Source organism: Cecembia rubra (assembly GCF_003014575.1).
Taxonomy (GTDB): Bacteria; Bacteroidota; Bacteroidia; order Cytophagales; family Cyclobacteriaceae; genus Cecembia_A; species Cecembia_A rubra.
The window spans coordinates 48,440-69,193 of the sequence record NZ_PYGF01000001.1; the positions used below are offsets into that span (position 1 = coordinate 48,440).

Sequence of the window (20,754 nt, forward strand, 5' to 3'; positions counted from 1 at the left end):
GGTCTAACTTTGCTTCAGTAGTTGGTACAATTGCTGGTTGATGAAAATATTCTCTTTCCCGATAGGTTCGAGTTTTAGGATTCCAATGGATTCCAAAGTCTTTAAGTACCTGGAAGCGGCTTTTCTTTCTACGCCCAGCCCATTAGAGATATATTCTATTTTGGTATAGGGGTGAACAAACAATTGTTCGATCAAGTCTTTCGAGTAGATTTTAGGGGCTTCATTTTTTACCTTATCCTGAATCTCATTGAAGATGCTGTTGATCCCATGGATCTGGGAAATGGCCTTTGTCGCAGTATCCTCAATGGCCTTAAGCATAAACAATATCCAACCTTCCCAATTGTCTTTAGTCCTCACCTCTTGTAGCAATTTGTAGTAAGCTCCTTTGTGGCCTATAATGTAGCCACTGAGGTACAGCATGGGTATTTCCAACAGATTGTGAAGGATGAGGTAAAGCACGTTAATAATCCTGCCCGTCCGGCCATTTCCATCATAGAATGGATGGATGCTCTCAAACTGGTAGTGTTGTATGGCCATCCTGATCAGGGGAGACATTCTATCGGGTTCATCATTGATAAAGTCTTCCAGATTTTTCATCAGTCTGACTATTGTTTCTTTATCGTCCGGTGGTGTATAGATGGTTTTACCCGTCAGATCGTTTTTTAGGGAAGTACCAGGTAGTTGTCTAATTCCGGCCTCATTCTCTTCCAATATGGATTGAATCCGGACAATACCATTGGTGTTTAGGAAGCCTTTCTTTTTAATCTCCTCAAAACCAAAGAGCAGGGCTTCCCTGTACCGTAGGACTTCCTTGGTCGAAGGATCAATTGTCATCGACTTGGCTGCCAGAGCCTGATAGAGCTTGTCATGCGTGGTAATGATGTTCTCCACCTCTGAGCTAGCCTGTGCTTCTTTGAGTACAATGGCATTGATCAAAATACCCTGGTTGGGCAAGGTCCTTGCCAATCCCTTCAGCTCTGCAAGGGCAACAGCAGCTTTACTTTCCTGTTTGAGGATTTGGATAGTCTCTACTTTTTCCACCGGAGGAGGTAGAAGAGGCAAATCATTGAGTGGTTTCGATGGATCGATATTCTTCATTCCTATTAATTACGTGAGACAAAAATACAAAAATTGGGACATGAAACAAGTTATATGTACCGTGATGGGACATGAGACAAAAACATTAAAAACGGGACATGAAAATCTGCACATGTACCACTAAGGGACACGTCATATCCTTTTGTCCTTGGCCTCCTTCTCAAAAGCTATTACATTCATCATCTCCCTCATCCTTGATCTAACCCTATTCCCATAACAGTTCTCTATCTCACTGGCGGAAAGGTTGGTCGTGGCATGCGTGAGCATGTGGCGGCTGATGAACATATCATAGCGGCTCAAAAGAATCTCGGCCATTACATTGGTTTCGTTTCCATAATACTTGATGTTGGATTCCACGCCCAAGTCATCAAAACAATAGGCTTTAGGGATCAGCTCTCCGCTTGTTTGCTGGAAGGCTGCTTTGGAGTATTTGTTGATAACAGGATAGCCGTCCTGGATGAATTCCAGGGTGATATCACGAGCGGATTTGATGATGTATTGCTCTTTGGGAGCCAACATAAACCGTAGAAGGGTCATCAGGGAAGTTTTGCCACAACCGACCGGGCCGGTTAGCAAAATGCCTTTGTGTAGGTCAATGCCGTGCTTTTCAGCATTGGGTTTGTCCTGGTAGAAGTAGACCAGAAGTTTGAATATAATCAAGTGGTCTTCCTTCCATATCCGGAATTTTGGACTGGTGTAGGCCTTGCCTGCTTTCTCCAGAAATTCAAGGCATTTGTCGAATTGGATGATGTTGCTTTGAACACTCTCTGAGCAAGACTTAGAGTGGCTCGCCATAGTCTTTGCCGGTTCCTGAGTGGAGGTTTCCGGGTTTAGGACGTGGCTGATGGTTTCGCTGATCTTTTGCATAGGTATTGAATTTTTGAGCGTTCAGCATCCAGTTGCGGGCGGCTGCTTTCCAGTCTTTCATCTTGGAGCGGCCACCTACCAGCCAGCCATTGCTTTGGAAGTAATTATAAAACTTCTCAGCCTCCACGGATGGATAGCCTTTTTCATCAAAGTAGATTTTGACATGTTCTTCCAGAGGTGGAATTTCCGGGCCATAGCCGGTCATTCTTTCTCTTTTAGCGGAACTTTTCTCTTTCTTCATTTCCGAATCATTTGAACTTGTCTCAAAATTTTTAGCTCGCTTACCCAAGTTTGTTTCGTTTTCATAGTTTAAAGGGTTTGTATTGTTTGTATAAGGTCTCACAGCTATTTCACTGCCTGTATCAGTACCCTTATCATCACCTTTATCAAAACTGTACAGGTAAATGAGGCTGCCCCGATGCGGATTGTATGACGGTTCATAACGGATATACCCGAATTGATCCAACTGTTTCAGGCACTTGGTGTAGGTGTTCACCGAACCGATTTTTGACAACCTCATCAACTCGTCCCGCGACACGGATATCGGGTTCTTGAAAAAGTTGAGGTTCCACCGCCTGAACAAGGCCATATACAGACTGATATGGTAGGGCGTGAGCCTGGTATCTGCATCCATCTGCTGGAACGCTGCGGAAAGGTGCCTGATGTAGTTCATGCCCGGCCATGTGCTTTACCTCAAGCGGTTCTGAAACTTATTGGACTGGAGCATGGACTGAATGTCGGTATAGTCATAGTAGATTACGCCCCCGATCTTGGTAAAAGGCAATGTGCCGTTCACCCGCAGGTTCTGCAAGGTGCCGGGTGAAATACCAAGGAGCTTGCGGACTTCATAGGATTTCAGCCATTTCTTGGTTGGCTGCCCGGAATGTTCTTTGAGTAGCCTTTTGAGATCTTCCAGGAGTTCGATCTTGAACTCACGAAGGTCGTCCGTGGTAATTACTTCTGCTGCCATATCTTAACAAATGTTGATTGAATAGCGAAGATGTTCCCGTTTAGTGGGTTTTATTCACAAGGCAAACCGAAGTTGGGAAAGATTTTATTCTATTTCTCATCAGCTTCATCCATTCTGCGGATAAGGCTTTCATGCAGGGAATCGAGGAATTTCGTCCTTCCTGTCTTTCTGATACGTATTTCGAGGAATGTGCGGTGGTATTGTCCTAAATCAACTCCAAAAGTGTCTTCCATACATTTGGAAATTTCTTTCAAGTCTGCTCTACCATGGTTAAAAACCCCACGGGCATGGAGGGCGTACATCAGCTCAATCAACGCTACTTTGGAGTCTGTCCATGTTATTTTCACCTTCGGTTCGACTTGTGATTTTCCGTTGTTTAAATCTGTCAAGCTCAGCTTGTTCAACTCATCTTCCAGATAGACATTGAGCAAGTCATTTGCGAGAATGTTAGAAACCTTGAAATCGTGGCTGGTGGAGAAATTGGGATCTGTCTCGAAAAAGAAAGAATCAAGGGTTAACCTGATATCCTGTTTGCCCCGGACAAAATATTTGTGGTCGAGGTAATTGCTATTGGTTCGATAATAGCGATAAAATTCCAGGTTGTTATCGAAATACCGTTTGAGTTTGTCAAGCTCATTTTGATAATACTTTCTTCTGACCTTGATGCCGCCATTGGGCTTGTTAGTTTCGATATTGAACACACTCAGATGATAGATCAGCTTGCTGATGAACTTGGGTTTGATCTCCTTGAAAAACGAGATTTCATCGTTTTGTGAAACCAATGGCTTCTGTTGCAAATCATCTCTCAACTGGTTGATGGCCTGAAGGGCTGTCTGAAAACTTTGCTCTGATTTTTTGAGAATGTTGTCTTCTTCCAGATCAATCATTCTAAGCTTGTCCTCTAAATCTTCATATAGGTGGTTGTAAATTTCAGACATTTAAAAAGTGAGTTTGTTATTTTCATAGCTTAAAGTATTCTTAGTTTCGCTGTATCCTTACCGCATTCAATATCGCCAACAGTGCCACACCCACATCGGCAAATACAGCTTCCCACATGGTAGCCAGGCCTCCGGCTCCCAGTGCCAACACAATGAGCTTCACCCCAAAGGCCAGGCTGATATTTTGCCATACGATCCGTTTGGTTTGCTTGCCGAGCTGGATGGCCGTGGCAATTTTGGAAGGCTGGTCGGTCTGGATGACCACATCGGCCGTCTCGATGGCGGCATCACTGCCCAGGCCGCCCATGGCCATGCCCACATCGGCCAGTGCCAATACAGGGGCATCATTGATGCCGTCTCCCACAAAGGCGATGACACGGTTGGCGTCTTTTTTCAATTCTTCCACTTTCTGTACCTTTTGTTCGGGCAGCAAGTCGCCAAATGCCTTGTCTATACCAAGTGTTTTTGCCACTTGCTGGGTCACAGCGTCCTTATCTCCGGACAGCATGATCAGTTCCCGAACCCCTGATTTGCGTATGGCTTCTATGGCCTGTGAGGCATCCTCTTTGAGTTCATCTGCTATCACCAGGTATCCCGCATATTTTCCGCCTACTGCCGCATGGATGACGGTATTGACCTCCCCGGCAGCATCAGCACAGGTAACGATTCCTTCCTTGGCCATCAGTTTTTGATTGCCGATCAACACTTGCTTTCCCTGCACCTTGCCTTTCAGGCCATGCCCTGCCACTTCTTCCTGTTGTTCGGGTTCTGAAATGTCTTTGCCCTGCGTCCTGGCATACTCCACAATCGCTTTGGCAATGGGGTGGGTGGATTTGCTTTCCATGTCTGCCGCCAGGCTAAGCCAGTCGATAGTGATGCCGTCCATGGTTACAGCTTTTTGCACTTCAAATACTCCTTTGGTCAGGGTTCCGGTTTTGTCCATCACCACGGTATTGACTTTTGTCATGAGGTCGAGAAAGTTGGAGCCTTTGAATAGTATCCCTTTGCGGGAAGCTGCCCCGATCCCTCCAAAGTAGCCGAGTGGTATGGAGATCACCAGCGCACAGGGGCAGGAGATCACCAGGAAGATCAATGCCCGGTAAAGCCAGTCTTCAAACACATAGTTTTCTACAAAAAAGTAGGGCAGGAAGGCCAGTCCAACTGCAAGAAAAGTAACGATGGGCGTGTAAACCCGCGCAAACCTGCGGATGAACTGTTCGGTTTTTGCCTTACGGGCGGTGGCGTTCTGCACCAGCTCCAGGATGCGTGCCAGCGAACTTTCGTTGAACAGCCTTGTGACTTTCAGTTCAATCAGCCTGTCGAGGTTGACCATGCCTGCCAGCACATTTTCTCCTTTGTTGTAGGTAGCCGGTTTGCTTTCACCCGTCAGAGCCGAAGTGTTGAAGCTGCTTTTTTCGCTCAGCATTTCCCCATCGAGCGGCACTTTTTCTCCGGGCTTAACCTGTATGGTTTCCCCGGTTTGTACTTCCTCCGGGTGTACGGTCACCGTTTGGCCGTTTCGTTGCACGGAGGCCGATTCAGGACGGATGTCCAGCAGGGCTTTGATGTTACGTTTGGCCCGGTTCACAGCTCCATCCTGAAACAGCTCACCGATGGCATAGAAAAGCATCACTGCCACTGCCTCGGGATACTCGCCTATGGCAAAGGCACCCAGCGTGGCTATGCCCATGAGGAAAAATTCCGTGAACACATCGCCCTTCAGTATGGCCTTCCAGCCTTTGACCAATACCGGCCAGCCCACAGGCAGATAGGCCAGCACATACCAACAGATGCGGATCCAGCCCTGGAAAAATGCAGGCTGTCCCAACTGGTCAGCCGCAATTCCGGCCAGCAGCATGGCAAGGCTCACAATACCACTGCCCCAGGTTTGCAGGAAAGTGGAGGAGGTTTTTTCTTCTTGTTTCTTTTGTTTGTTTGGTTGCTGGTCGGTATCACAGCAAGCTTTGTCTTCTATATTGTTTGTATTGGCCATGATCTTGTCAGTTTTAATGTGTGAAAAAGGAAATGATCCCTGTAAGAATGAGTATGCCTCCTGAAACCAGCCCGGCATTGTGTTCCAGCCTGTGCCAGTTGAAGCGGTGCAGTCCTTTTTGTGCCAGGTACACCCAAAAGGTGATCCCCAACACGGAAACGATGGTATAAAGCAGGCCCACTGCCAGGATCATCGGCCAGCCGTACGTCCCTGCCATCAGGAAGTAGGCTTCAATCTCCAGGCAGGGCGAAAGAAACATCATGAATACCAGCAAGGTCACCACTTGTGTTGCTCCAGCTTTTTCCAGTTTTTGTTTTTCAGCAATGTGAAAGTGGTGGTGATGGTGGTGCTGGATGATAAAATACAAGCCGATGGCGATAAGCAATGAGGGAATGACCCAACGGGTGTAACTGTTCAGCGTTTCCGCCAATGACAGGCTGAACAAGCCCAGAAATACACCTAGCATAAACGTACTCAACGAATGGGCCAAAGCCGCCACAGAGGCAATGCGAACCGTCTTGCTTCCTTGCCAGCCAAACCTTTCTTTCAAAGCCAGTACCGGCAGCCAGTGGCTGGGGATCAGCCCATGAAGGAGGCTGAGCATGATGGTACCGGTGAGTAAAGTGGTCATGATTGATCGGCCTGGGTTAAATTCTAAAATTCAATCTCGTTTTTGATAAAGTCCTTTGCGCCTTCCGGGCCTGATAATTCGAGCCAGACCGGAGAATCCTGATGGGCAACTGTAAGACCCAGTATTAAAAAGTCACAACAAAGCCGTTCGGTCTTGATGAAATTGTTCAGCAGATATAGTGTTTGATCCGAGCTGTCAAATCTGTACCTGAACCCATTGGCAAGTTCCTGTTTTTCCAATACCCGCACTTTTAATGAAGCTATCACAGTAGCTTTTCTTTGCCTCAGCTCAGTAGTTGTGAGTTTGCAATTGATCGTGTTTTTGTCCATTGTGTTGGTTTTAAGAAGTCCGGGACATGGGTGATAATGAGCATTGAATCACACCCAGTTAAGTGTTTTACCTGAAAATACGTGTAAACCCGATGCACAGCCATTGCAATTTTTAATCCGCACATTTTCCACAAACCCCCTTTACTACCAGGTTAGCTTCTTCGCCATTGAAGTCTTTTGGCAGATTAATTTCCGGGATTTTGTATTTGGGTAAACAGAAGGTTTCGCTGCACACCCGGCAATGGAAATGCACATGCAAGTCCCTTTCGATATTGCATTCACATCCCTCTTCGCAAAGCGCATACTTTGGCGCTCCGGTACCGTCATCAATGCTGTGTACCAGTCCGTTTTCCTGAAAGGTTTTCAGGGTACGGAACAGGGTAACCCTGTCCGATTTTTCAAAGGCTTTTTCCAGGTCGGAAAGGCTGATGGCAGCCTCCTGACCGGACAGGGCTTCCAACACCAACAGCCGCATGGCTGTTGGTCGGATATCCTTTTGCTTGAGTTTATTTTCAAGTTCTTTGATCACCATTGTTGGCTCTTTTAATGCCCATGTCCACCGCCTTCTTCTTCAGTATTTTTGGCCTTCGCCAAGAGCGTAAAGGCACCTTTGGTGACCAGTTCAATGGCACTCAAATCCTGCGCTGAATCAGCCAGCGAAATCTGAGTATAAGCATCCTCGGTATAGCCTTTGATGACTTCCAGCATTTCAAAATTGTGCATGGTTTCATCGTTTTCTGATTTTTCGCCTGCGTATGCAAAAACATAGTGCTTGCCCCCGAACCGCACAATGGATTCCTCCGGAACAGCCCAGACTTCATTGCTATCAGTTTCCACTTTGGCCGCCACATACATACCTGGTTTCAAATCTTCATACATTTGTTTCAAATGTCCGTGCACAGTTACCGAACGGTCTTCCCTAACTCCACTGCCCACCAGGAATACTTCGGCCTCCCGCCACTCATCGGGAGCATTCGCCAGGGCAAAACGGATGCGCTGACCTTCTTTGACCCGTGGGATGTCGTTTTCATATACCGTCAGTTCCACATGCAGGTCTTCGGCATTGGTGATGTCCATGATCACATCCTGTGGGTTGATGTACTTGCCTACATTGGTGTACACCTCTCGAACTGAACCGTTTACCGGGGCATAAATATTGACAGACGCTGAAACGGTACCTTGACGTATTTTTGCTGGATTGAAACCGATAATTTTCAAACGTTCTTCCATGCTTTTAATTCGGGCCTCATTGGCCAGGTAGTCACTTTTAGCCTGTTGAAAGGTTTTGCCAGAGGCCACCTTTTCATCAAACAACTCCTTCTGACGGTCATATTCTGCTTTCAGAAATTCCTGATTGGCCAAGCCCTCAAGATAATCCTGTTGGAACTGGATAAACTCCGGATTTTCAATCACTACCAAAAGCTGACCTTTTTTCACTTTGCTGCCCGGCAGCATTTCGGTATATTTCACAAAGCCACCATAGGGCATGTTGATGGAAATATTGCTCTGAGGAGGCACGCCAATCACTCCATTAACCCGTAGCTCAGAACCGATAACCTTTCTTTCGGCATTTCCAATCTGAATGTCTGCCTGATCGTATTGTGCCTCAGTGAGTTCTACCGTATTCTCACCTTCTTCGTGATGCTCCTCTGTTGTTCCTTCATTTTTTGAACCACAGGAGGCAATAGTCAATCCCAGTATAAAAACTATTGAGATTCTGTTGATGTATTTGATTGTATTTTTCATTTGTTGATTTCTTTTTATTGAACGCCTGAGATAAACTCGATCTGGATAATGGTCTGGTTGTATTGGTTGAGAATGTCCAGGTAATTAAACCGGACTGTCAATGCCCGGTTAAGTCCCTGGATGTATTCTACATAGCCAATTTCACCGCTTTCAAAACCCCTTTGGGCTTGTTTGAGAATAAGCTCTGCCTGAGGCAGGGCGTTTTGCTCATAATAATCCAGACTGGTTTGAAACTTTTGGTACTGCTGAAAGAGCGACCTGAATCTGCCTTGCAGTTCATTGGTTATAGCTTGCAGCCTTGCCTCACTTTCCTGTTTTCTGAGTTCAGCAGCTTTGATGACCGAGCCTTGTGCCTTTGCTCCAAAAAAGGGAATGGCTATAGCCACCTGAAAACCTGTGAAGCGGTCGCTGGAAGAGAAAGTGACCGGATTGCCATCCAGATCTTGATTCGGCCCATTGAGCGACTGGTTGAAATAACCCACCGTAAGGTCGGGTAGCAGCCTTGACTTTTCCACCGACTTTTCCCTTTCGGCTACTTCTATTTGTTGCCGGAACCATGCCAGGGTAGGGTTGTTGGCAATACTTGTGGTATCAAGAAGGACAGTGCTTTCCCGTACTTCGAGCTTGCCAACCGTGATGTCCACCGGGCTTTCCACATTGAGCAGGGTTTGTAACTGCGTCTGGTAAATCTCGATATCTGACAAGTTTTGCTGTAACATGGCTTTGATCTCAGCTACCTGCGATTCGGCTGTTGCTTTTTCAAGCAGGTTGCTTTCCCCGGTTTCATAGCGAAGGTTGGCAGCCCGCACAAAGCGTTGGTAAATACTGTCCTGCTCCAGCAATAACTGCCTTTTGCTTTTCTCCAGCCAGAGGATGTACCAGGTAGCCTTTACCTGCTGCACCAGTTCATTTTGGGTGGCGTTTTTTCGCCACTCGCTGGCTTCCATTCTCGCTTTGGCCAACTTGCTTTGGTTGGTATAAACCGTTGGAAAGGCTATGGATTGTGAAATATTGAACTGGTTGTCATTATTGTAAATACTGTTGTACTGCCCGTGCGTGAGGCTGAAACTGGTCTTAGACAGATTCCAACTTGCCCCTTTTAGCGCCCGTTCCTGCTGGGTTTGCAGGTCTGCTGCTTTCAGGTTAGGATTGTTCTGTATAGCTATTTGAATCGCCTCTTCCAGCGATTGGTAGTTTGCCGGTGATTCCTGCGCCTTTACTTCCGTAAACTGGAAGAAAAACAAGCCGATAATCAACAAAGGTGCTACTGCTCCCGGTTTTACTTTTATTCCTCTTTCAAAATAGTAGTAAAGGATGGGCAGCACCACAAGCGTTAAGAAGGTGGCCGTAATTAAGCCGCCAATTACCACAGTGGCCAACGGGCGCTGTACCTCAGCACCGCCTGATTGCGAAAGTGCCATGGGCAAAAATCCCAGAGAAGCCACGGCTGCCGTCATGATCACCGGACGCAAACGGACTCTCGTGCCTTTGTAAATCCGCTCAAAAATATCGGTGATACCGTCCTTTTTCAAGTGGTTGAACTCACTGATGAGTACAATCCCATTCAAAACGGCTACCCCAAACAAGGCAATAAAACCGACTCCCGCGGAAATGCTGAAAGGCATGTCCCTGAACCATAAGGCAAAAATACCCCCTATGGCAGAAAGTGGGATGGCTGTAAAAATGAGGATGCCCTGCTTAATGGAACCAAAGGTGAAATAGAGCAAAACAAAAATCAGCAGTAAAGCCAACGGTACGGCAAAAGCCAATCGTTCACGGGCTTCTACCAGGTTTTCAAACTGACCTCCATAGGTTACAGTGTAGCCCGGAGCAAACACCACCGACTCATCAATTTTTTGCTGAAGTTCTGTGACTATGCTCTCCACGTCCCGGTTACGCACGTTGAAAGCAACAATGATCCGTCTGCGGGTATCGTCTCGCTGGATTTGGTAGGGGCCTTCTTTGATTTCTACTTCTGCCACCTGGTAGAGCGGAATCTGGTGGCCATCCTTACGAGCGATGTACAGGTTGCGAACTGACTCCACATCTTCCCGGTTGGTTTTGTCCAGCCTGACCACCAGGTCAAAGCGCCTTTCATTTTCATACACCAGGCCTGCGGAAGCCCCGGCAAAGGCCGCTTGCACCGAGCGGTTTACATCCCGGATGCTTAGTCCGTATTTGGCCAATTGCTCTCTTTTGTAGCTGATGACGATTTGCGGAACACCTGTTACCTCCTCAATATATAAATCCTCGGCCCCTTCTACACTTGAAGCAAGCCGGCCGATTTGTTGGGCGTATTCCGAAAGCTCGTTGAGATCTTCCCCGTAAATTTTCACGGCCACATCCTGGCGTACACCGGTCATTAACTCATTGAACCTCATCTGGATGGGCTGCTGGAATCCGAAAGTAACACCCGGAATGACCTCCAATGCTTCGGCCATTTTGTTGGCCAATTCTTCCCGGTTGGAGGCTGTTACCCATTCGTCCTTATTCTTTAAGATGATCATCAAATCTGCCGCTTCTACGGGCATAGGATCAGTTGGAATTTCACCTGCTCCAATTTTTGAAACCACTTGTGTTACCTCAGGAAATTGTTCCAATAGGATTTTTTCTGCCTGAGTAGTAGCCTGTATGGTATTTTGAAGAGAGCTTCCGGTAATTACCCTGGTCTCAACGGCAAAGTCGCCCTCCTCCAGGGTAGGTACAAACTCACCGCCCATATTGGAAAATACCCAAAGCGATACCCCAAACAATCCAAGTGCAACACCTAACATCAGTGGTCGTTTGTGCATGGCCCATCGGATGGCAGGATCGTAGAGGCGGTGAAAAAAGGCCATGATCTTATCGGAAATATTGGGCTTGTATTTAGTTTTTTTGCTTAGTACAAGTGCTGACATCATGGGCACATAAGTGAGTGAAAGAATAAAAGCCCCAAGAATGGCAAAGCTTACGGTTTGCGCCATTGGGCCGAACATCTTGCCTTCTACACCCACTAAAGCCAAAATGGGGAGATAAACGATTAAAATGATGATTTCCCCGAATGCGGCTGAATTTCGGATCTTGCTGGCAGATTGATACACTTCCATGTCCATTTCCTGCTGGGTGAGTTTCCTGCCCAGCTTTAGCAAACCTAAGTGGTGCAGTGTGGCTTCAACAATGATCACCGCTCCGTCCACAATGAGGCCAAAGTCAATTGCCCCGAGGCTCATCAGATTACCCGACACGCCAAAGAGGTTCATCATGCCAAAGGCGAAGATGAGCGCAAGGGGAATGACCGAAGCAACTATGAGACCTGCCCGGAGGTTGCCCAACAACAAGAGCAGTACGAAAATCACAATTAAAGCCCCTTCAGTCAGGTTTTTGGTTACCGTCCCTATGGCGGTATCGACCAGTTTGGTGCGGTCGAGAAATGGTTCTATTGTAACGCCTTCCGGCAATGTTTTGCGGATTTCCGCAATCCGGCTTTTTACGTTCTCGATAACTTCAGCTGAGTTTTCTCCTTTCAACATCATCACAATGGCACTAACTACCTCGCCTTCACCATTGCGGGTAGTAGCTCCATATCGAACGGCACTACCAAGCTGTACTTTGGCCACATCTTTTATGAGGACAGGGATACCATCTTCATTGCTTTTAACAAGCATGTTTCGGATGTCGTCCAAGTCGCCCACCAAGCCTTCACTTCGGATAAAGTAGGCATTGAGGTTTTTCTCGATATAAGCACCTCCGGTGTTTTCATTGTTTTCTTCCAAAGCCTGAAAAATATCTGCAATGGAGACGTTCATGGCCTTGAGCCTGTCCGGGTCTATGGCGATTTCGTACTGCTTGAGATAGCCACCAAAGCTACTTACATCGGCAACACCGGGCGTACCCAGCAACTGCCTGCGAACTATCCAGTCCTGAATGGTTCGTAGTTCACGGGCATCATATTGATCTTCATAGCCGGGTTCGGTACCTACCACATATTGGTAGATTTCGCCCAACCCAGTGGTAATGGGAGCCATGCCCGGTTGACCGACTCCCGGTGGGATTTGGGCTTGCACATCGGCCAGGCGTTCGTTTACCTGCTGACGTGCCCAATACACGTCCACATCTTCTTTAAACACAATGGTCACCACCGACAGCCCAAAGCGGGAGAAAGAACGGATTTCGTCCAGCTCCGGGATGGTGGCCATGGTGATCTCTATTGGGAAAGTGATTAAACGTTCTACCTCCTCAGCGGCCAGCGAAGGGGAAGTGGTTATGACCTGTACCTGGTTATTGGTAATATCCGGTACGGCATCAATGGGAAGCCTCGTCAGTGAGTAGCCTCCCCAAATGACCAGGCCTAGCGTAAGCAGGCCAATGATCAGTTTGTTCTTGACCGAAAATTGAATGATTTTATCCAGCATTTATTTTGCATTTTGAATCCTGATTTTAATGAATTGAATGGGGCGAAAATGCCCATCGGAGGGATGCCGGACGGCAATAAAAAGACTAAATCTTTACTTCATTGCGCAGTGCAATGAAGTAAAAGGCTCATATTAAAGTGTCCGGTAAATCAGGCCTTGGGGGGCTGGAAAGAAGATTCTGAGTACTCAGAACAAAGAGAAAAATTATAATGACTACCCTTGGTTTGGGTAGAAAAGTGTAAAGTGGCTATTTCTGGCTGCCCCAGTAAAGGGGTCATGAAAATGTGGACGTGACAGCACTGGTGCTGGCCATGAAAGGGTAGATCATCGTGATCAGAATCATCGTGGTGCCCTTGAGCATCACCCGTATCATTGAAATAATCTTCAGCCAAAAAATCCAAAAATGAATCCCCATCAAATTCCTGATGTTCTTCGTAGTGATCAAAAAGGTTGGGGAGCTTTTGCAGTTCACAGCATAAATCCATAGTGGGTCCCATCAGGAACAGAAAACTAAACAATATGGATAAGATGGAATTCATTTGCCCGCAAATATACGCAAAATTAAGGTGCAAGGGTAGTGCATTTTTTTTCACTACCATTGCACTATCCTTATTTCAAAAAAATAGCAGCGTTATAACAACATCTTCCTTTTCAGCAATTGCGCATTAATGGCCACTATGATCGTACTCAGGCTCATGAATACTGCGCCTATAGCAGGACTAATCACCAGGCCGGGGATAAACCCTGTGGCCAAAGGCAATGCAATTGCGTTGTAGCCGGTAGCCCAAGCGAGGTTCTGGATCATTTTGTTGTAAGTGGCCCTGCCAAACAGTACCAGGTTGGCAATGTCCTTTGGGTTGCTGTTAACCAATATGATATCGGCTGTTTCGGCTGCCACATCGGTACCTGAACCTACAGCAATACCCACATTGGCTTGTGCCAGTGCAGGGGCATCATTTACCCCATCACCCGTCATAGCCACAAAGTGGCCTTCCTTCTGTAGCTTCTTGATAATCTCTACTTTTTGGTGTGGAAGCACCTCGCTATAGTAGCCATCCAGCCCAAGTTTATCGCTTACTGCTTTGGCCGTTTTCTCATTGTCACCAGTGGCCATATACAGTTTCATACCTTTTTCCCGAAGCGTTTCGATGGCCTTGGAGCTTTCTTCCCTGATCTTATCCGACAGGGCAATGAACCCAATAAGTTTTTCTTCCCTGAGGGCAAACACTATGGTTTCAGCTGCATCAGAGCCAGCTTTTTCTGGTATCTCTATTTTGTTTTCCTTCAGGTACCTTGGGCTGACCACCTTCCAGCTTTTCCCATCGATCTTGCCCTGAATACCCTTGGCCGTCAGCGATTCAAAATTTTCTACCTTTTTCAGTTTTAGTTTTGCCTCTTTCGCTGCTTTCACAATTCCCTGCGCTATGGGATGCTCCGATTGCTGTTCTAGCGAAGCGACAAAGGCCAATAGCTCTTCTTTGTCTATATCATCCGTCAGACTCTCATATCGTGAAACCCCAAACTTTCCTTCGGTCAGTGTCCCGGTTTTGTCAAATACCATTGCGGTAATCTTCCGGGCATTTTCAAAAGCGGTACGGTTACGGATCAGCAAGCCTTTGCTTGCGGAAACAGTCGTAGAAATGGCTACCACGAGTGGAATAGCCAAACCCAGTGCGTGTGGACATGAAATGACCATGACGGTCACCATCCGCTCCAGGGCAAAGTCCAATGGTTTGCCCAGACTGATCCAGGTTACTAGTGTAATCGTGCCGGCACCAATGGCAATGAACGTGAGCCATCTAGCGGCAATGTTGGCCAGATTTTGGGTTTTGGATTTGGCTTTCTGAGCCTCTTCCACCAAGGTGATCACTTTGTTTAGGTAGCTCTCTTTGCCGGTTTTGGACACCTTTACCTTGATGGATTGACTGCCATTCACCGATCCGCCAATTACCTGGTCGCCTTTGGATTTTTTCACCGGCTTGCTCTCACCGGTGAGCATGCTTTCGTCAAGGTGACTTTCTCCATCCACCACTGTGCCGTCCGCAGGTATTTTCTCATTGGCTTTTATTAGGATGATGTCTTCTTTTTTCAGTTCATCCACTTTGATGTCCTTGATTTGGTCTCCATGTACCAGGTGCGCTTCGGAAGGCATCATTTGCACCAGCAATTCAAGTGCCCTTGATGCTCCCATTACCGATTTCATTTCGATCCAGTGCCCCAGCAGCATGATGACAATCAGTGTGACCAGCTCCCAGAAGAAGTCCATCCCTTCCAAACCAAACACCACGGCCGAGCTGTACACGTAAGCCACGGTTATGGCCACTGCAATCAAGGTCATCATGCCGGGGTTTTTGTCTTTCAGCTCGTCCCAAAGTCCTTTGAGAAAAGGCCAGCCCCCATAAAAGAAGACAATAGTGGAAAGCCCAAAAAGGACGTACTGATCACCAAAAAAGGTCAGCTCAAATCCCAGTAATTGTTGGATCATGTGAGACAATGCAAGGATTGGCACAGTGAGCACCAGAGATATCCAAAAACGCTTTTTAAAATCTTCGATCATCATGGCATGGTGGTCATGGTGCCCATGCTGATGGTCTGATTTGTTGATGGTTTGATGATCTGATGATTGGCTCTTTTGGTGACCCTCGTGTGTATGATGCTTGTGGTGTTCGTGATTATGCTTTTCCATGAGTAAAAATTTTAGTGGTTAATCCGTTTTGAATGGAAGGGAAACACTTAGCTTTTCCCATGACATGCGGATAGCGCCAGAGCCCTCTCCCTTGTCTTCAATGGTATAAGTTAGCTGTTCTGCAAGCGGCATTTCCGCATCTGGAGTTACCTCAATTCTGATGACATCCTCTGCCTGATCGTAATCATCTGCCAGGTGCTGCTCCCAGTTTTTGTTTAGGATCAATGTCCAACGGTCCTGTCCGGGAATGGTAAAGAATGCATACTTCCCTTTTGGTATCGTAGTTTCTTCGACCTGGATTGCTTTGGAAAATTCTATATTGGTGGCACTGTGTGCACCTGTCACCCAAACTTCGCCATAGGGTACCAAACCTCCCCAGATGACCCTTTCCCGCACTGCGGGTGAGTGGTACTTGATGGTAATGTGCGTATCACCCACATTGCCATGCGCTTCCTGAGGGATGCTCTTTTTCGAGTTGTCCGATTGCTCAGTAGGTGCTTTTTCCGGCTGATGGTGTTCGTGACCACCATTTTCACCTTTTTTGTTTTGGCAGGATACGATCAGCAATCCCAGTGCAAGTGTGTAAATCAGTTTGTTCATCATTTATTCTTTTTAAGTTTTGAAGTGGTTTTTAAGAAAGTTTTAGAGGATACTGCGTAAAGTGTAAAGCCTGATAGCACTGTAAATAGGCCAAAGACTGAAAATGCCCTGAGCAGCCAATTGTTAAAGTTGTCCCGCCCGGCATAATCCATGGTGTGGAACATCCAAAGAAAATCGAACCAACGCCAACGGCTGTGGCGTACCCGTTCGAAGTTGCCGTTACGGGCATCTACGTAGGCCGTAAGGTTTTCGGGATGATCAAAGTGGACAGCCCAGGCTGGTAGCGGCCTACCACGGTATTCATGATGGTTGTCGGTTTCAGTAATCCATTCGGTTTTCAGGATTTTCAGGTTTTTTACGAGATGGTTCTGTGCGATTTCGACCGCCTCCGTTTCGGTTATGCCCTTTTTGATTTGCCCGGTCTGGGCATTGTAGAGCAGACTATCGTTGACCCAATAATGCGGTTGGTGATTGATGTAGCGAAGCTCAAGGGATGAAATACCAAGCGTTGAATCTAACTGAGCCGGACTGATTAAGTCCGGGGGTGAATGCGTCATTACATGTTCACGATGGAACTGGTCTCCATGGATTTTGTCAATATCCGTCCAACTAAAATAGAGGCCACTGATCGTCCACCCAATAAACTGAATGCCTATAAAAAGCCCCAGATACCGGTGCGTTTTGCGGATGTAGTAGTTTCTGTTTCGTTTCATTTCTCCATCTTTATCCCCTCATAATAGCAAAATGACCCGATTCGGGTATTGATAAAACCCGTTTCCTGCACATCCGAAAACCCTGCCTCACGGATGTAATCCGGCAGCAAGCCCTTCACATTGGCTGTGGTGGTTTTGAAACCGTCCAGAAGCTGCACGGTGTAAAAAACTGTGCGCATCCATCGGTTCTTTGCCTTGCCCCAATCGCCAATGATGAGCTTGCCTCCGGGCTTTAGAACCCGGTAGATTTCACTGAAACAATGCGCTTTTGTTTCATCATCTAACTGATGAAATACCAGACAACTGTAGGCCTTGTCAAAAACAGCATCATTGTACGGAAAAATGCCCCCATTGTAGAGTTGGAGTTCAACCAGAATGTCTTTGTTTTTGAGCTTTGAAAAGGCTATCTCCCTTACCTTCGGGTCAATGTCTAATCCGAAAAATGAAGTGTTGGGAGACCGTGAAGAGGCAATCGCCAGATTGGCTCCTGAACCAAAACCAAATTCGAGTATCGTTTCATCCGCTTGAGGATCCAGCTTCTGTATCAGCTGGTTCCTGAATTTCTTTTCAGGCATGGTCAGCCTTATGGTGGTGTCATAGAGGCCGGTAAGGAAATTATAGCCTAAAGCAGGAATGAATTCCTTCTCAACTTTATGTTCCTGATTTTTCATTTTTTCTCTTAATTGTTTTTGTTCTAATTTCTCCCAGCCTTGGCTGACTAAGCATTTATGAGAGCCGAATGCACAAAAAATGCAGCACTGATCGCCTGGAACTGTAATCTCGCATTCACATCCCTTACAAATGAAGCTATCCGACCGCACGTTATAAGGTATTCTACAAACCTGCTTCTGGCCGCATACCGGACAGGTAAGTACCGAATCAAAAAATAGCCCAGGCATACTGGTGATTTCAAGTCAATTAATGGTCATGCTCCAGTTCTAAAAATTTACCTTCCGGACCTACACCTTCTATGTGTACCAATTGTGCTCCGTAATGCCCTGCATGTGCCACAGCATACGCTGCGCTCAATAGCACAACTGCCACAATAGCCATTGCCCATCTTTTCGATTTGAAAATAAATAGATTGATCCCTTGTAACAGCAGGCCGATAAACCCAAGATTGATTGTCCAGTCAGCCCAGAAGTCGTGTTGTTCCAATACGAGCTTGGCATGTTCTGTTAGTCCGTGAGTATGCGGATGGAAGTTTCTGCCAGCTAAGTAAGCAGCTACAAAACCTACCAGCACCAAAGCGAATGCTGTCCACGCCAATTCCCTTTTGATGAAAAAGATGTTGACGACCGCCAGAAAGGCTCCCACAATCAGCAATACGATAGCGAAATGGACAATTAGCGGATGGATTGTGGGAAAATCCGCAAGATCAGCCGTAACCTTTTTTTCGTGGTGTGCATCTTGTGGATGCACATCATGGCTGTCTGCCTCGCTGATATGGGTGTGGTCTTTATGCTCTTCCTCGGTGGAATGAATATTCAACACGGTATCCGCTTGTTGGGCGGTAGTGTCTTGTTTGCTTTTGTGGCCGTCATGTGCCGATACGGTTGCTGTAGTGAATAGTACCAATACAACTGCTTTTAGAATATTTTTCATTGTCATATTATTTAGTTGGTTAATGATTGGTCTGTGGTTTTCTTGCTGACGAATGGGTTTGCCATATTTTCCATTGACCGTTTTCTTTTTTCAAAATACTGGAGGCAACTCCTTTTCGTTCAATAACTGACTTGTCATTGCTTAGCACAATGGTGTATTTGTAGGTTTCAGTGGCAATGGCGAATGGTAAAGCGACTTCAATGGCTACTTCATAGTCACTAAACTTGAAAGATTCGAAATGATTGAGCTCCGGGCCCAGGTGGTTGGCCAGATAGTCCTGATATCGGCCTTCAACTTTGCCTGATTCAATAACAATTGATTCCGATACAAATAAATTACCTGTGCCGGTTGTATCGAGGCTTTCAATGGCCTGTTTGTATGATTCCAGGACTTGTTTCACCTGGTTAATTTCATCCGACTGTTGCGCTTGAGTCTTCACGGCCACTATGGCAGCAAGACCAAAAAAAAGCAGTTTCAATTTCATGGATTTTGGGTTAAAGGATTGTTTTTAGTTTTTCTTAAATGCGTTGTAATTAGCCTCTGATTCAAAGTAGGCAACTGCACCTTGTTGGTTAGTCACTACTATAAATGCTTCTGATTTATCTACAGGATTACCACTAAAAGGGTCGATGGCGATCCTTGCACTTTCTATATTGTTGAGCTTATCCACGCACATTTCGCAGCAACCATAATAGGTTTTGTCATTGACCGGTACCGGGATTTGGGCTACACCCATATAGGCGTCATTGACCATACATACCAGGCTTGGTTCAACTGGTCGCTCAATTTCATCCTGGATATAACTGACAGAAGGCTTTAGCTGCTGATAGTTAATCCAGTACACCAATGCTGTGGCTGTCACTAACAATGCCGCAATGGTCAGGTAGGCATATACCAGATTCCGGGTAGATGTCTTGGAATTGTCCTTGTTGCTTTTCTTCTTCATGACTTTTCTGTTTGGTGCCTGATGGAAGAGTGGCGGCAGTGTAGGATGCAAGACTACACCTGCACAAAGGCCACTCTCCAACAGGGCTTTACTTTTTACTTATCTTCCTCTTTTTTCATTTCCTGTTCCAAGAAGAAACAGTGAGCAGCACACGCATGTAGTTTATAGTTTTTGTGTACCGTGCCTTTTTTGTGACCTTCTGGATCCAGGATTTCACATTTATCACCCATCGTTTTGGTGCTCAGAATGAATACTCCATCGTTGTTGTAATAGCGACCATCTTTTTTGGCTTTGCCAAGGGGATTACCTTCGGCATCATACACTTTGCCGTTTTTGATAAAGCCCAGTTTTTGATTCTGATTGTTAAAGACTATGTCTTCTTTACTGATGTATCCGAGTTTGGTGCCCCGGTCATCCGATACCTCGCCTTTTCCATTGATGTGGATGAGGCGTTGCTCTGTTTTGCTGCTTGGCTGAGCCAAGAGCCCATGTGCTGCCAGCAGCATTCCTCCAAGGAATGCGATGGTGAAAATGATGTTCTTTTTCATTTCTCATTGTGTTTGTGCCTGGTGTCAGGATTGGGCTCAGCTTATCGTGAACCCAATCCCTTATGCCAGGACTTGTGTCAGTTAATTGTCTCTTTTACGCTTCCGCACTTCAGCATCTTGTCACCGAAGTAAGGGTTGCGGATCTCCTTTTCGTTGGAGAGCCAATAGCCTCCTGTGTTGCCATTGGCCATTGGGCAGTATTCCAGGTAGAGTTCTCCCATGCTGATATCAGCGCCCTTCACCAAAGTGGCCATCTCATTGCTTAAGGCGGTAAAAGCCTTTCGCTGGTTTTCCAGTGAACCTGCCTGCGCCACTTTGGCCGCCTCTGCATGGACTTTATCACTGCCCTTTACATTGTGAAGGGCTTTCACCAAAGATTCAGAAGCAGATTTTGCTTTCTGAAAATCAGACGCCACCAAAGCATTCTTCAAAGTGATGTAGTGTGTGTAGGAAGAACCTAATGCCTTGTCTTTGAACATTGGTTCCATCTTTTGACTGCTCGTTTGTGCTCCATGCGCTGCATGGTCATGTTGTGCGGTTGCTCCCCAGCTTACTAAAGCCAGGCATAGCATGATCATTGTTTTTTTCATTTTTCTATTTGTTTAAAGGTTAAATACTTGAATCAGGGCTAAACCAGTGACCAGAAGAATGACTATTCCCCAAGTAATCCGGCTGCCCCATTTTTTTATTTTA

General features: G+C 46.4%; 21 protein-coding genes. All 21 read right to left on the bottom strand.

Features of this window, described 5'->3' with window-relative positions:
* Positions 1-3: 3 nt before the first annotated feature.
* Positions 4-1,098, bottom strand: a complete 1,095-nt coding sequence (locus CLV48_RS00255; protein ID WP_106565256.1) for a Fic family protein — start codon at positions 1,096-1,098, stop codon at positions 4-6.
* A 132-nt stretch (positions 1,099-1,230) separates the two neighbouring features.
* Positions 1,231-1,893, bottom strand: coding sequence for a P-loop NTPase family protein (locus CLV48_RS00260; RefSeq protein ID WP_106565257.1), 663 nt, complete (start codon positions 1,891-1,893; stop codon positions 1,231-1,233).
* Positions 1,877-2,503 carry a hypothetical protein gene (locus CLV48_RS00265; protein WP_211299870.1) on the bottom strand — a complete coding sequence of 209 codons (627 nt, stop codon included), beginning with the start codon at positions 2,501-2,503 and terminating at the stop codon, positions 1,877-1,879. The genes CLV48_RS00260 and CLV48_RS00265 overlap by 17 nt, the downstream gene beginning before the upstream one ends.
* A 150-nt stretch (positions 2,504-2,653) precedes the next feature.
* Positions 2,654-2,935, bottom strand: coding sequence for a helix-turn-helix domain-containing protein (locus CLV48_RS00270; protein WP_073094955.1), 282 nt, complete (start codon positions 2,933-2,935; stop codon positions 2,654-2,656).
* 89 nt (positions 2,936-3,024) lie between these two features.
* The gene (locus tag CLV48_RS00275; protein WP_106565259.1) at positions 3,025-3,873 is read right to left on the bottom strand and encodes an RteC domain-containing protein; all 849 of its coding nucleotides are present in this window, start codon (positions 3,871-3,873) and stop codon (positions 3,025-3,027) included.
* 40 nt (positions 3,874-3,913) lie between these two features.
* Positions 3,914-5,866, bottom strand: a complete 1,953-nt coding sequence (locus CLV48_RS00280) for a heavy metal translocating P-type ATPase (protein WP_106565260.1) — start codon at positions 5,864-5,866, stop codon at positions 3,914-3,916.
* A 13-nt stretch (positions 5,867-5,879) separates the two neighbouring features.
* Positions 5,880-6,497: a hypothetical protein gene (locus tag CLV48_RS00285; protein ID WP_084121511.1), complete on the bottom strand. Its 618-nt coding sequence runs from the start codon at positions 6,495-6,497 to the stop codon at positions 5,880-5,882.
* A gap of 23 nt (positions 6,498-6,520) precedes the next feature.
* Positions 6,521-6,826: a hypothetical protein gene (locus tag CLV48_RS00290; RefSeq protein WP_106565261.1), complete on the bottom strand. Its 306-nt coding sequence runs from the start codon at positions 6,824-6,826 to the stop codon at positions 6,521-6,523.
* Between the two features lie 112 nt (positions 6,827-6,938).
* Positions 6,939-7,358: a Fur family transcriptional regulator gene (locus CLV48_RS00295; protein ID WP_170068968.1), complete on the bottom strand. Its 420-nt coding sequence runs from the start codon at positions 7,356-7,358 to the stop codon at positions 6,939-6,941.
* Between the two features lie 11 nt (positions 7,359-7,369).
* On the bottom strand, positions 7,370-8,572 hold the full coding sequence (locus tag CLV48_RS00300) for an efflux RND transporter periplasmic adaptor subunit (RefSeq protein WP_106565262.1): 1,203 nt from the start codon (positions 8,570-8,572) through the stop codon (positions 7,370-7,372).
* A gap of 14 nt (positions 8,573-8,586) precedes the next feature.
* Positions 8,587-12,963, bottom strand: a complete 4,377-nt coding sequence (locus tag CLV48_RS00305) for a CusA/CzcA family heavy metal efflux RND transporter (RefSeq protein ID WP_106565263.1) — start codon at positions 12,961-12,963, stop codon at positions 8,587-8,589.
* A gap of 149 nt (positions 12,964-13,112) precedes the next feature.
* A complete protein-coding gene (locus CLV48_RS00310) occupies positions 13,113-13,502 on the bottom strand; it encodes a hypothetical protein (RefSeq protein WP_106565264.1) in 390 nt (129 codons plus the stop codon).
* Between the two features lie 92 nt (positions 13,503-13,594).
* Positions 13,595-15,649, bottom strand: a complete 2,055-nt coding sequence (locus tag CLV48_RS00315; protein ID WP_106565265.1) for a copper-translocating P-type ATPase — start codon at positions 15,647-15,649, stop codon at positions 13,595-13,597.
* 18 nt (positions 15,650-15,667) lie between these two features.
* Positions 15,668-16,252: a DUF2911 domain-containing protein gene (locus CLV48_RS00320; protein WP_245889434.1), complete on the bottom strand. Its 585-nt coding sequence runs from the start codon at positions 16,250-16,252 to the stop codon at positions 15,668-15,670.
* Positions 16,249-16,962 carry a PepSY domain-containing protein gene (locus tag CLV48_RS00325; RefSeq protein WP_106565266.1) on the bottom strand — a complete coding sequence of 238 codons (714 nt, stop codon included), beginning with the start codon at positions 16,960-16,962 and terminating at the stop codon, positions 16,249-16,251. The genes CLV48_RS00320 and CLV48_RS00325 overlap by 4 nt, the downstream gene beginning before the upstream one ends.
* Positions 16,959-17,633, bottom strand: coding sequence for a class I SAM-dependent methyltransferase (locus CLV48_RS00330; RefSeq protein ID WP_106565267.1), 675 nt, complete (start codon positions 17,631-17,633; stop codon positions 16,959-16,961). The genes CLV48_RS00325 and CLV48_RS00330 overlap by 4 nt, the downstream gene beginning before the upstream one ends.
* 247 nt (positions 17,634-17,880) lie before the next feature.
* Positions 17,881-18,567, bottom strand: coding sequence for a DUF2231 domain-containing protein (locus tag CLV48_RS00335; RefSeq protein WP_106565268.1), 687 nt, complete (start codon positions 18,565-18,567; stop codon positions 17,881-17,883).
* Between the two features lie 19 nt (positions 18,568-18,586).
* Positions 18,587-19,051, bottom strand: coding sequence for a nuclear transport factor 2 family protein (locus CLV48_RS00340; RefSeq protein WP_245889435.1), 465 nt, complete (start codon positions 19,049-19,051; stop codon positions 18,587-18,589).
* Positions 19,052-19,075: 24 nt separating this feature from the next.
* A complete protein-coding gene (locus CLV48_RS00345; protein WP_106565269.1) occupies positions 19,076-19,513 on the bottom strand; it encodes a hypothetical protein in 438 nt (145 codons plus the stop codon).
* A 95-nt stretch (positions 19,514-19,608) separates the two neighbouring features.
* Positions 19,609-20,061 carry a 5-fold beta-flower protein gene (locus CLV48_RS00350; protein ID WP_130276920.1) on the bottom strand — a complete coding sequence of 151 codons (453 nt, stop codon included), beginning with the start codon at positions 20,059-20,061 and terminating at the stop codon, positions 19,609-19,611.
* Between the two features lie 77 nt (positions 20,062-20,138).
* Positions 20,139-20,651 carry a DUF3347 domain-containing protein gene (locus CLV48_RS00355; protein ID WP_106565271.1) on the bottom strand — a complete coding sequence of 171 codons (513 nt, stop codon included), beginning with the start codon at positions 20,649-20,651 and terminating at the stop codon, positions 20,139-20,141.
* Positions 20,652-20,754 lie beyond the last annotated feature (103 nt).

Excerpts from the sequence above, each read along its gene's own strand:
- CLV48_RS00255 (WP_106565256.1), bottom strand. The coding sequence starts at position 1,098 with ATGAAGAATATCGATCCATCGAAACCACTCAATGATTTGCCTCTTCTA.
- CLV48_RS00260 (WP_106565257.1), bottom strand. The coding sequence starts at position 1,893 with ATGGCGAGCCACTCTAAGTCTTGCTCAGAGAGTGTTCAAAGCAACATC.
- CLV48_RS00270 (WP_073094955.1), bottom strand. The coding sequence starts at position 2,935 with ATGGCAGCAGAAGTAATTACCACGGACGACCTTCGTGAGTTCAAGATC.
- CLV48_RS00275 (WP_106565259.1), bottom strand. The coding sequence starts at position 3,873 with ATGTCTGAAATTTACAACCACCTATATGAAGATTTAGAGGACAAGCTT.
- CLV48_RS00280 (WP_106565260.1), bottom strand. The coding sequence starts at position 5,866 with ATGGCCAATACAAACAATATAGAAGACAAAGCTTGCTGTGATACCGAC.
- CLV48_RS00285 (WP_084121511.1), bottom strand. The coding sequence starts at position 6,497 with ATGACCACTTTACTCACCGGTACCATCATGCTCAGCCTCCTTCATGGG.
- CLV48_RS00290 (WP_106565261.1), bottom strand. The coding sequence starts at position 6,826 with ATGGACAAAAACACGATCAATTGCAAACTCACAACTACTGAGCTGAGG.
- CLV48_RS00295 (WP_170068968.1), bottom strand. The coding sequence starts at position 7,358 with ATGGTGATCAAAGAACTTGAAAATAAACTCAAGCAAAAGGATATCCGA.
- CLV48_RS00300 (WP_106565262.1), bottom strand. The coding sequence starts at position 8,572 with ATGAAAAATACAATCAAATACATCAACAGAATCTCAATAGTTTTTATA.
- CLV48_RS00305 (WP_106565263.1), bottom strand. The coding sequence starts at position 12,963 with ATGCTGGATAAAATCATTCAATTTTCGGTCAAGAACAAACTGATCATT.
- CLV48_RS00310 (WP_106565264.1), bottom strand. The coding sequence starts at position 13,502 with ATGAATTCCATCTTATCCATATTGTTTAGTTTTCTGTTCCTGATGGGA.
- CLV48_RS00315 (WP_106565265.1), bottom strand. The coding sequence starts at position 15,649 with ATGGAAAAGCATAATCACGAACACCACAAGCATCATACACACGAGGGT.
- CLV48_RS00320 (WP_245889434.1), bottom strand. The coding sequence starts at position 16,252 with ATGATGAACAAACTGATTTACACACTTGCACTGGGATTGCTGATCGTA.
- CLV48_RS00325 (WP_106565266.1), bottom strand. The coding sequence starts at position 16,962 with ATGAAACGAAACAGAAACTACTACATCCGCAAAACGCACCGGTATCTG.
- CLV48_RS00330 (WP_106565267.1), bottom strand. The coding sequence starts at position 17,633 with ATGAAAAATCAGGAACATAAAGTTGAGAAGGAATTCATTCCTGCTTTA.
- CLV48_RS00335 (WP_106565268.1), bottom strand. The coding sequence starts at position 18,567 with ATGAAAAATATTCTAAAAGCAGTTGTATTGGTACTATTCACTACAGCA.
- CLV48_RS00340 (WP_245889435.1), bottom strand. The coding sequence starts at position 19,051 with ATGAAATTGAAACTGCTTTTTTTTGGTCTTGCTGCCATAGTGGCCGTG.
- CLV48_RS00345 (WP_106565269.1), bottom strand. The coding sequence starts at position 19,513 with ATGAAGAAGAAAAGCAACAAGGACAATTCCAAGACATCTACCCGGAAT.
- CLV48_RS00350 (WP_130276920.1), bottom strand. The coding sequence starts at position 20,061 with ATGAAAAAGAACATCATTTTCACCATCGCATTCCTTGGAGGAATGCTG.
- CLV48_RS00355 (WP_106565271.1), bottom strand. The coding sequence starts at position 20,651 with ATGAAAAAAACAATGATCATGCTATGCCTGGCTTTAGTAAGCTGGGGA.